The sequence below is a fragment of the Crocosphaera sp. genome (assembly GCF_030064895.1).
Classification (GTDB): Bacteria; Cyanobacteriota; Cyanobacteriia; order Cyanobacteriales; family Microcystaceae; genus Crocosphaera.
On sequence record NZ_JASJEB010000144.1, the window covers coordinates 1 to 9,408 of the forward strand.

11 protein-coding genes are annotated in these 9,408 nt (G+C 42.2%); 1 reads left to right on the forward strand and 10 read right to left on the reverse strand.

Annotated elements, in window-relative coordinates; all coding sequences use genetic code 11:
• The 4 genes from QNJ66_RS24535 to QNJ66_RS24550 all read right to left on the reverse strand — a co-directional run.
• On the reverse strand, positions 1 to 653 hold a 653-nt coding region (locus QNJ66_RS24535), incomplete at its 3' end, for a HEAT repeat domain-containing protein (protein WP_300511280.1).
• A 130-nt stretch (positions 654 to 783) separates the two neighbouring features.
• Positions 784 to 1,326, reverse strand: a complete 543-nt coding sequence (locus QNJ66_RS24540) for a Uma2 family endonuclease (RefSeq protein WP_300511281.1) — start codon at positions 1,324 to 1,326, stop codon at positions 784 to 786.
• A 225-nt stretch (positions 1,327 to 1,551) separates the two neighbouring features.
• Positions 1,552 to 1,887 (reverse strand): type II toxin-antitoxin system HicB family antitoxin, encoded by a 336-nt coding sequence (locus tag QNJ66_RS24545; protein ID WP_300511282.1) that lies wholly within the window; start codon positions 1,885 to 1,887, stop codon positions 1,552 to 1,554.
• Positions 1,884 to 2,138, reverse strand: a complete 255-nt coding sequence (locus QNJ66_RS24550; protein ID WP_300511283.1) for a type II toxin-antitoxin system HicA family toxin — start codon at positions 2,136 to 2,138, stop codon at positions 1,884 to 1,886. Before QNJ66_RS24550 ends, QNJ66_RS24545 begins: the two co-directional genes overlap by 4 nt.
• Before the next feature lie 50 nt (positions 2,139 to 2,188).
• Between QNJ66_RS24550 and QNJ66_RS24555 the strand changes: the two genes are divergently transcribed.
• Positions 2,189 to 3,580: a TldD/PmbA family protein gene (locus QNJ66_RS24555; RefSeq protein WP_300511284.1), complete on the forward strand. Its 1,392-nt coding sequence runs from the start codon at positions 2,189 to 2,191 to the stop codon at positions 3,578 to 3,580.
• 95 nt (positions 3,581 to 3,675) lie between these two features.
• Here QNJ66_RS24555 and rpsJ read toward each other — a convergent pair whose 3' ends face one another.
• The 6 genes from rpsJ to QNJ66_RS24585 form a co-directional block, all read right to left on the reverse strand.
• The gene (gene rpsJ / locus QNJ66_RS24560; protein ID WP_007304701.1) at positions 3,676 to 3,993 is read right to left on the reverse strand and encodes a 30S ribosomal protein S10; all 318 of its coding nucleotides are present in this window, start codon (positions 3,991 to 3,993) and stop codon (positions 3,676 to 3,678) included.
• A 108-nt stretch (positions 3,994 to 4,101) separates the two neighbouring features.
• The gene (gene tuf, locus QNJ66_RS24565) at positions 4,102 to 5,337 is read right to left on the reverse strand and encodes an elongation factor Tu (RefSeq protein WP_300511285.1); all 1,236 of its coding nucleotides are present in this window, start codon (positions 5,335 to 5,337) and stop codon (positions 4,102 to 4,104) included.
• 123 nt (positions 5,338 to 5,460) lie between these two features.
• Entirely contained in the window at positions 5,461 to 7,554 is a 2,094-nt protein-coding gene (fusA, locus tag QNJ66_RS24570; protein WP_300511286.1) for an elongation factor G, read from the reverse strand.
• Positions 7,555 to 7,668: 114 nt separating this feature from the next.
• A complete protein-coding gene (gene rpsG / locus QNJ66_RS24575; RefSeq protein WP_300511287.1) occupies positions 7,669 to 8,139 on the reverse strand; it encodes a 30S ribosomal protein S7 in 471 nt (156 codons plus the stop codon).
• Positions 8,140 to 8,250: 111 nt separating this feature from the next.
• On the reverse strand, positions 8,251 to 8,625 hold the full coding sequence (gene rpsL, locus QNJ66_RS24580) for a 30S ribosomal protein S12 (RefSeq protein WP_007310088.1): 375 nt from the start codon (positions 8,623 to 8,625) through the stop codon (positions 8,251 to 8,253).
• A gap of 114 nt (positions 8,626 to 8,739) precedes the next feature.
• Positions 8,740 to 9,066 carry an iron-sulfur cluster assembly accessory protein gene (locus QNJ66_RS24585; RefSeq protein WP_300511288.1) on the reverse strand — a complete coding sequence of 109 codons (327 nt, stop codon included), beginning with the start codon at positions 9,064 to 9,066 and terminating at the stop codon, positions 8,740 to 8,742.
• Positions 9,067 to 9,408: the final 342 nt, after the last annotated feature.

Here is a 9,408-nt window from a genome sequence, read left to right on the forward strand (position 1 = left end):
ACAGTCCTCAGAACTTGAAGGGTTTCTGGTGACTTGTCCCCAATCTCACCCAAAGCAGAGGCTGCTCTGCTGCGAACATCAGCATCATCATCCCGATTCTCCCCTGTGAGAACAGTCCTCAGAACTTGAAGGGTTTCTGGTGACTTGTCCCCAATCTCACCCAAAGCAGAGGCTGCTCTGCTGCGAACATCAGCATCATCATCCCGATTCTCCCCTGTGAGAACAGTCCTCAGAGCGTTAAGGGTTTCTGGTGACTTGTCCCCAATCTCACCCAAAGCAGAGGCTGCTCTGCTGCGAACAGGACTATAATCATCCCGATTCTCCCCCGTGAGGACAGTCCTCAGAGCGTTAAGGGTTTCTGGTGACTTGTCCCCAATCCTACCCAAAACAAAGGCTACACTGCCGCGATCAAAAGCATGATAATGCTTTTGATCGCCTATTAACAAGTCAATTAAATTTTCTTTGCAGTTAACAATCGATTCTGGCAATTCAACACTCGAAGGTTTATTCAATTGTCTAATCGTGTCCTGAATCTCTGCTTCGGAACATCCTTTTTGTCCCCAGACAGGATCATGAAGCAATAAAGGCAATCCACACCCGAAAACTAGGATTATAAATCCTGTGTTAATTTTCAGAAATAGTGACTTATTCATGACATTGTAGCGAAAACATTAGATCAATCCCCACCTTAAGTTTAAGATTTGTCTTTACACAGAAAGATTAAATGTTAGTTAAAAAGATGTTTTGCGATCGCCGATAATAAATAACCCTACTGTTAAGGTTTCAATCAAACTCAACTGGCCATAATTCTGAGACTAATAATGTCCAACCAGGCAATAATTCAGGAAGGGTTAAACTATCTCCATCTTGAAGAACTTGTACAGGATAATTGTTTCTATAAACTTCCACAATGCGCTCATCAGGATTAACTAAAATACCTACTTGAGTTCCAACATTTAAAAAGTTTTGAATCTTCTCTCTCGTTTTGCTTAAACTGTCCGTAGGTGACTTAACTTCTACCATTAAATCGGGAGCTAAATCAGCAAAAGAACGCGGACTTTGTTTCAATCTTTCTGCTTTTACAAAAGAAACATCAGGCGATCTTGTATTGGAATCAGGTAAATTAAATCCCGCACTAGAAGCAGTTACACGACCTAATTTTTTAGGTTTTACCCAATTACCTAATTGTCTAGCAAACTCTGTTGCAACCTCGTCAGAAGCATATCCAGAAGGACTCATAACAATAATTTCTCCATCCACTAATTCTAGACGATAATCAGGATAGACTGACTGCATTTCTTGTAAATCTTGTCTGGTTAGAAGCATAATAATAACCAATAAGTTCCCTTTATTCCCTCAATTGTATAGCAGTCGCCAAAGCTATTAGGACATTTTTCTGTTCCCTGTTCCCTGTTCCCTGTTCCCTTAAAATATAATTTATGTGTCCTAACTAGCCTGTCTATTGCTATAACTCTAAAATCATGAATTATATGACCAACTAAAAAACATTTACAATAGCTGATTATGTCCAAATTAACCTATAATTCAGTGCTAGGATTTTAGGTATTGTTCAAGTGCTTGTTGAATCAACTTATCAAGATCAATACCTCGCTGTTGTGCAATAATAGCAGCACGTTTATGTAATTCCGGTCCAGGCTGTATGGTTAAGTTTCCGGCAAAGGGTTGTTCGGGTTCTAGACCTTGATTTTTACAGACTACAAAGTAATCATCAATGGCTTCAACAAAACTTTCTCTAAGAGACTTCACGTCATAGCCTTCATAACTAATGAGACTGCGGATATACTCTACTTTGCCATAAAATATTTGCTCTTGATCATCATAATTAACTGAACCAAAATAACCTTGATATTCCATCATATTTTTCATAACAGTCCCTCCTGGTTTAAAATAGCAATCAACTGTTCAATTTGATACATTTTTAAAGTATTGTTAGGATGAGGTTTATGAAGGCTAATAATGATACCCGATGAATTAATAAAACGCCGTCTTGAGCCACTTGTTTTTCCCGTTTTGACTTCTTCAAAACCTAGTGCTGCTAATAACTTCCTCATCTCGTTCCAAGTAAAATCTTTCGGCCGAGTCAGAAGGCGTTTGATCAGTTTTTCTTTTCGAGTCATTATTAATTAATATTTTAATGATCCTAGATGTCAATTGTAATCCCAAATTCATGACTAATCTTACTGAGTATAAAAACATTTTGACCGATTTAATCGCTAAAAACCGCGATCGCGTGGACTATTTGGCCATTCGCTTAGAAACCTCCCAAGGAACCAGCATCATGCTAAGAGGTGACAAGGTAGATACCCTCAGCGAAGGAATTTCCACCGGAGGACAAGTTAGAGCGTGTTATAAAGGAGGATGGGGTTTTGCTGCGTTTAACCAGTTATCCACCCTACCCCAACACATTGAAGAAGCGATCGCCTCGGCGAAATTAGTCGGGGAAGATGAAACTATTTTAGCGGCCATTGCACCTATCCAAGCAAGCTGTCATCTACCCCTCACAGGACGAGATCCTAGACAAGTTCCCCTAGCCGAAAAAAAGGCACTCTGCGACCACTATAACGCTATTCTACGGGGTTTAAACGACCAGATTACCAGTACCGTAGTGCGCTATGGAGATAGCAATCAGAACGTGATTTTAGCAACCTCAGACGGCACTTTAATCGAACAATCTTGGGCGGATCTAGAAATGCGTTTTTCTGCTACTGCGAGGGACGGGGACAAGGTACAAACGGGACGAGAAACCACCGGCTCACGTCGGGGTTATGATGATTTATTGGCACTGGATGAACAGGTAGAAGGTGCGGCCAAACGTGCCGTCAATGCCTTGGTTTTGCCTCCGGTGAAAGGCGATCGCTATACAGTGGTCATCGACCCCATTTTAACGGGATTGTTCGTTCATGAAGCGTTTGGACACCTCTCAGAAGCGGATATGTTATACGAAAATCCTGATCTTTTGGAGGTGATGAGTTTCGGGCGAAAATTTGGACCAGATACCCTACAAATTTTTGACGGGGCAACCCCAGAAGGTCATCGGGGTAGTTATTATTATGATGATGAGGGAGTGCCAGCAACTACAACTCAATTAATTAAAGATGGGGTGATGGTGGGGCGTTTACATTCCCGTGAAACTGCCGGAAAATTAGAGGAAAAACCCACAGGAAACGCTCGTTGTTTGAATTATCATTATCCTCCTTTGGTAAGGATGACTAATACTTGGATCGAAAGAGGAAATACGCCGGTTAAGGATTTATTTTCAGGTATAAAAGAAGGGGTTTATGCTAAAAATTGGTTGGGAGGGATGACCAACGGTGAGATGTTTACTTTTAGTGCAGGGGAAGCATGGATGATTAGAAATGGTGAGATTTGTAAACCGGTTCGAGATGTTACTTTATCTGGAAATGTGTTTAAAACTTTAGCAAATATTGAAGGGATAGGAAATGATTTTTATTGGGATGAATCTGGAGGTTGTGGTAAAGGTGGACAAAGTGGTTTAGCTGTTGGTTGTGGTGGACCAAGTTTACGTATTAAAGATGTAGTTGTTGGGGGAGAAGCTTAAAAAGTTATCAGTTTTAGCTGTAAAAATCTCAACAAAATGATAGGAGTTTGGGGAATTTGAAAACCCCAACTTCTCAAAAGTTGGGGGAGTTCATACTATAGTTTAACTTCGATTTCCACACCGGCAGGAAGATCGAGTTTCATCAAAGCATCAATAGTCTTAGAAGAAGGCTGATAAATATCAATAATGCGTCTATGGGTTCTGGTTTCAAAGTGTTCCCGTGAGTCCTTATCAACGTGAGGCGATCGCAGAACACAATAGATCCGTCTTTTTGTTGGTAAAGGTATGGGTCCGATAGCTGTTGCGTCGGTACGATTAGCAGTATCGACAATTTTTTCACAAGAAGTATCTAATAAACGACGGTCAAAAGCTTTTAAACGGATGCGGATTTTTTGTTGTGCTAAAGTAGCCATAATGTTTAATTGTCAAGGTTCAGAAATTTACAGCAATGGAAATTTTGAGAAAATTAAGTGACCAGTTAAACTTACCTTAACTGGTCACTTGTTCAATGTTTGGTTGTCTTACTTCTCGTCAGTAATTTTAGAAACAACACCGGCACCGATAGTACGGCCACCTTCACGGATCGCAAAACGCATTCCTTCTTCAATAGCGATTGGGTTAATTAACTCTACAGTCATTTTAATACGATCGCCAGGCATAACCATTTCCACAGCACTACCATCGTCAGCAGTATAGTCTGTAATGGTTCCGGTTACATCGGTTGTTCTTACATAGAACTGAGGGCGATAGTTTTTGAAGAAAGGTGTATGACGACCCCCTTCTTCTTTGGTGAGAACGTAAACTTCACCTTCAAACTTGGTATGAGGGGTAATTGAGCCAGGTTTGGCGAGAACCATACCCCGTTCAATATCTTCTTTTTGAATACCCCGTAAGAGTAAACCCACGTTATCCCCTGCCATTCCTTCATCAAGGGTTTTCTGGAACATTTCCACCCCAGTTACCGTGGTGCTACGAGTCTCTGTAATTCCAACAATCTCGACGGTTTCGCCTACTGTCACTTTACCCCGTTCAATCCGTCCGGTGGCAACGGTTCCCCGTCCAGTAATGGAGAATACGTCTTCAATTGCCATTAAGAAGGGTTTATCTACTTCCCGTTCGGGTTCAGGAATATAAGCATCCACTTCTTCCATGAGCTTGAGGATTTTATCAGTCCATTCGTTGTCTCCAGGACCGAGTTTGTCATTTTCTTTAAGAGCTTCTACAGCCATTAAAGCAGAGCCGGTGACGATAGGAATATCGTCTCCTGGGAAATCATATTCATTGAGCAGTTCTCTTACTTCAAGTTCTACTAGTTCTAAGAGTTCTTCATCATCCACTTGGTCTTGTTTGTTCAAGAAAACCACAAGATTAGGAACCCCAACCTGTTTAGCTAAGAGGATGTGTTCACGGGTTTGAGGCATAGGACCATCAGCAGCAGATACCACTAAGATACCTCCGTCCATTTGTGCTGCTCCGGTGATCATATTTTTCACATAGTCAGCGTGACCGGGACAGTCAACGTGAGCATAGTGACGGCCTTCGGTTTCGTACTCAACGTGAGCAGTGTTGATGGTGATACCCCGTGCTTTTTCTTCGGGGGCTGCATCAATATCTTCGTAGTTACGGGCTTTTGCCTGACCCGCCGCCGCTAATGTCATGGTAATAGCAGCGGTTAAGGTTGTTTTACCGTGGTCAACGTGACCAACAGTACCGATGTTAACGTGGGGTTTAGTCCGTTCAAATTTTTCGCGTGCCATGAATTAACTGTTCCTTTTTTTGTCTTCTGTATTCTAAGCAGTGATCTTTTTTTAGTCACCAGTTACCCATAGTCTATTATCCACTATCAATGGTTAACTATGCACTGATTCATAAATAAATAATCATTCACTGTCATAAATGTAGGCGTTCCCTGTGTTTCTAAGGACGATCGCTTCAGCGACGTTGCGAGGAACTTCTGCATAATGGCTGAACTCCATGGAGAAAATTCCCCGTCCTTGGGTTTTCGACCGAATATCGGTCGCATAACCAAACATTTCTGCTAGTGGGACGTTAGCAGAAAGCTTGGCAAGTCCGTCTTCTGTGTTCATTCCTTCGATGTTACCGCGACGGGAGTTGAGATCCCCGATCACATCGCCTAAGAAGTCTTCTGGGACTTCTACTTCAACTTCCATCATGGGTTCGAGGAGAACGGGAGAAGCTTTTTTGACTGCATCTCGAATGGCCATAGACCCTGCTATTTTAAAGGCCATTTCTGAGGAGTCAACGTCGTGGAAAGAACCATCCACTAAGCTGACTTTAACATCAATGAGGGGATAACCGGCAATAATACCCGAGTCACAGGCTTCTTTCATGCCTTGTTCGGCCGGTCCAATAAATTCTTTGGGAATTACCCCCCCAACAATTTTAGAAACGAACTCAAAACCACTGCCAGCTTCGGCGGGTTCCAGTTCCACCACTACGTGACCGTATTGACCTTTACCTCCGCTTTGACGAATATATTTGCCTTCTGCTTCGCTAGGTTTACGGATGGTTTCACGGTAGGCTACTTGGGGTTTACCGACGCTTGCCTCGACTTTGTACTCGCGCAACATCCGATCCACCAAAATTTCTAGGTGTAGTTCTCCCATGCCGGCGATCACGGTTTGGTTGGTTTCGGGGTCAATACTAACTTTGAAGGTGGGATCTTCGTCGGATAGGGCCTGCAAGGCTTTGGAAAGTTTTTCCATGTCTTGCTTGGTTTTGGGTTCTACAGCTACGGAAATAACTGGTTCTGGGATGTATAAAGATTCTAGGAGTATGGGATGTTTATCATCACATAAGGTATCCCCGGTGATGGTATTCCGCAGGCCAATGGCGGCACCTAAGTCTCCAGCCCGCAGTTCGTCTACTTCGATGCGATCGTTAGATTTTAGAACAATTAAACGAGATATACGCTCTTTTTGGTCTTTGGTGGCGTTATAAACGTAGTTACCTTTTTCTAAGACCCCAGAATAGACTCGCATGAAGGTTAAACGACCGTAGGGATCGGAAGCTATTTTAAAGGCTAAGGCAGAAAATGGCTCATTATCGTCTGCTTTGCGGCTGTCTTCTGTTTCATCTTTTAACAACCCGGTGATGGGGGGAACATCTAGGGGGGAGGGTAAATAATCAACTACTGCATCTAATAGCAGTTGTACCCCTTTATTTTTAAAAGCAGAACCGCACAACATGGGGATAATGGTCTTATCTAAGGTTCCTCTCCGTAGTGCCTGTTTAATTTCTGTTTCTGTGAGTTCTTCCCCTTCGAGATATTTCTCTAGGAGGGTTTCATCGATTTCTGCTACAGCTTCGATGAGTTTAGCGCGGTATTCCTCGGCCTGTTCTAGATATTCGGCTGGAATGTCTGTATCTTCGATGTTTTGTCCCAAATCATCTTGATAAATTTTCGCCCGCATCCTCACTAAATCTACAATGCCACGAAATTCGCTTTCTGTGCCGATGGGTATCTGGATGGGAACCGCATTTGCTTTTAGGCGATCGCGGATTTGTTGGTAAACTTTGAAAAAGTTGGCCCCGGTGCGGTCCATTTTATTAACAAAGGCAATACGAGGAACTTGGTAACGGTTAGCTTGTCGCCATACCGTTTCTGACTGGGGTTGAACTCCTCCCACGGAACAAAATACGGCGATCACACCGTCTAACACTCGCATAGACCTTTCAACTTCGATGGTGAAGTCTACGTGACCTGGGGTGTCGATGATGTTGATGCGGTGATCGAGCCAGTTGGTGGTAATGGCTGCTGCTGTAATGGTGATGCCCCGTTCTTGTTCTTGGGCCATCCAATCCATTGTTGCTGTCCCTTCGTGGACTTCACCGAGTTTGTATGCGATTCCGGTATAGAACAGAATGCGTTCTGTGGTGGTTGTTTTGCCCGCATCGATGTGGGCAGCAATACCAATATTTCGCACTCTTTCTAGGGGGATATTCCGTGCCACAGCTACCTCCTTACTGCTTTGCCTTTTCTTGGTTGAGGCCGTCTATCAGTTTACACTCTTTACAATTGTATACTTTTCTTTGGAAAAATTTACATTTCTCAGTCAGTTAGTTATTTAGTAGCGGTAATGAGCAAAGGCTTTGTTCGCGTCTGCCATACGGTGGGTTTCGTCACGTTTTTTCATGGCGGCCCCGGTCTCATTAGCTGCGTCCATAATCTCGTTAGCGAGTTTGCTGGCCATGGTACGACCGCCTCTAATGCGAGAATAACGAATTAACCAGCGTAATGCCAAGGTAGTGCCTCTGGATGGGCGAACTTCCATAGGAACCTGATAGGTTGCACCACCGACCCGTCTCGCTTTTACTTCTACTAAGGGGGTTAGATTTTTAATTGCTTTTTCAAATACGTCTAAGGGTTCTTCTCCGGTTCTCTCTTTAATCATGTTCATGGCATCATAAACGATACCAGCAGCTAGAGATTTTTTACCGCTTTTCATGACTCGACGGATGGTCATGTTTAATAAACAACTATTATAAATAGGATCGGGGGGAACGGGCTTTCTTTTGATGTTTCCTCGGCGAGACATAGTGGTTTGTTCCTTTGAACTAAGTTGACATTACGGTTTTCTTTATCAAATAACCGTCAGGTTATTTGTTATTTTCAAGGTTCAGTATTGCTGATTGAAAGAGTGTTTATGTTACTCTTTGGGCTTTTTGGTTCCATACTTGGAACGACCTTGTTTTCGGTCTTTTACCCCTTGAGCATCGAGGGTTCCCCGAATAATATGATAACGCACTCCAGGTAAATCTTTTACCCTTCCTCCGCGAATTAAAACCACGGAGTGTTCTTGTAGGTTATGACCAATACCGGGAATATAAGCGGTTACTTCAAACCCTGATGTTAAGCGAACCCTTGCTACTTTTCTTAAGGCAGAGTTGGGTTTTTTGGGTGTGGTAGTATATACTCTAGTGCATACACCCCGACGTTGGGGACACTGCTTGAGGGCAGGAGATTTAGTTTTCTTTTTGGCTTTGGAGCGTTCACTCCTAATTAATTGTTGAATAGTTGGCATAATTTCACATATAACAAAGCTGCTGCAATTTCTAATTTAATAAAATCGCTCACAAATTGCCATCATACCAATATATTCTATGCTCTGTCAATGTTAATTGCTATGGTTTCATGTTTATTTAATGGTAAAGGATAAACCACAACGACAGGAAGTAGTAATTAAGGGGTTATGGAAGCGAAACCCTCCTCCCATTAAGTCTTCTGCGTAGTCTAAGCGTAGGTTTGATAAATAGTTTAAACTTTGTTCATCGATGAGTAGGGAAATGTCTTCTATGGTGTGAAGGCGATCGCTATTTTCTTGGCTATCACATAAGTCAAAGGTATAATACAGTCCATCACAACCCCCTGGTTTAACTGCTAAACGAAAGTAACTATCAGGTTGTTGACGACTATTTTGCATTCGTTTTATTTCTTTTATGGCTGCGGGTGTCAATTCGATCATAGTCTTGGCATCATAACCTATCAACTTTTAATTGTATAAGGAGTTAAGCAAAAAGTATAGAAAAGGAGAGTTGACGGATAAACCTCGTCTTCGGTCATACAGAAAAAAAGGAGGATTGTCTCTTGTCACTTATCCTAAGCAAGCCTTAAAATTGGTTGACAATAAAATTAGAATTCCTTATTGAATTTCCCACAAAAGTAGGCAAATCAATTTTACAATAAACGTCGCTCATTCTTACAGTCCTTACTGAAAGGTAATGGACAAAGTTCCCAAAAAATTCGTCGTCTTACTAGATGTCGAAATCAAAAAGTTGATGATTATCTTCATAAAGCTAGTCGTTAT

What these genes read in the sequence shown, in the direction of transcription:
- QNJ66_RS24540 (WP_300511281.1), bottom strand. Translation starts at nt 1,326, where the DNA reads ATGCTTCTAACCAGACAAGATTTACAAGAAATGCAGTCAGTCTATCCT.
- QNJ66_RS24545 (WP_300511282.1), bottom strand. Translation starts at nt 1,887, where the DNA reads ATGAAAAATATGATGGAATATCAAGGTTATTTTGGTTCAGTTAATTAT.
- QNJ66_RS24550 (WP_300511283.1), bottom strand. Translation starts at nt 2,138, where the DNA reads ATGACTCGAAAAGAAAAACTGATCAAACGCCTTCTGACTCGGCCGAAA.
- QNJ66_RS24555 (WP_300511284.1), top strand. Translation starts at nt 2,189, where the DNA reads ATGACTAATCTTACTGAGTATAAAAACATTTTGACCGATTTAATCGCT.
- rpsJ (WP_007304701.1), bottom strand. Translation starts at nt 3,993, where the DNA reads ATGGCTACTTTAGCACAACAAAAAATCCGCATCCGTTTAAAAGCTTTT.
- tuf (WP_300511285.1), bottom strand. Translation starts at nt 5,337, where the DNA reads ATGGCACGCGAAAAATTTGAACGGACTAAACCCCACGTTAACATCGGT.
- rpsG (WP_300511287.1), bottom strand. Translation starts at nt 8,139, where the DNA reads ATGTCTCGCCGAGGAAACATCAAAAGAAAGCCCGTTCCCCCCGATCCT.
- rpsL (WP_007310088.1), bottom strand. Translation starts at nt 8,625, where the DNA reads ATGCCAACTATTCAACAATTAATTAGGAGTGAACGCTCCAAAGCCAAA.
- QNJ66_RS24585 (WP_300511288.1), bottom strand. Translation starts at nt 9,066, where the DNA reads ATGATCGAATTGACACCCGCAGCCATAAAAGAAATAAAACGAATGCAA.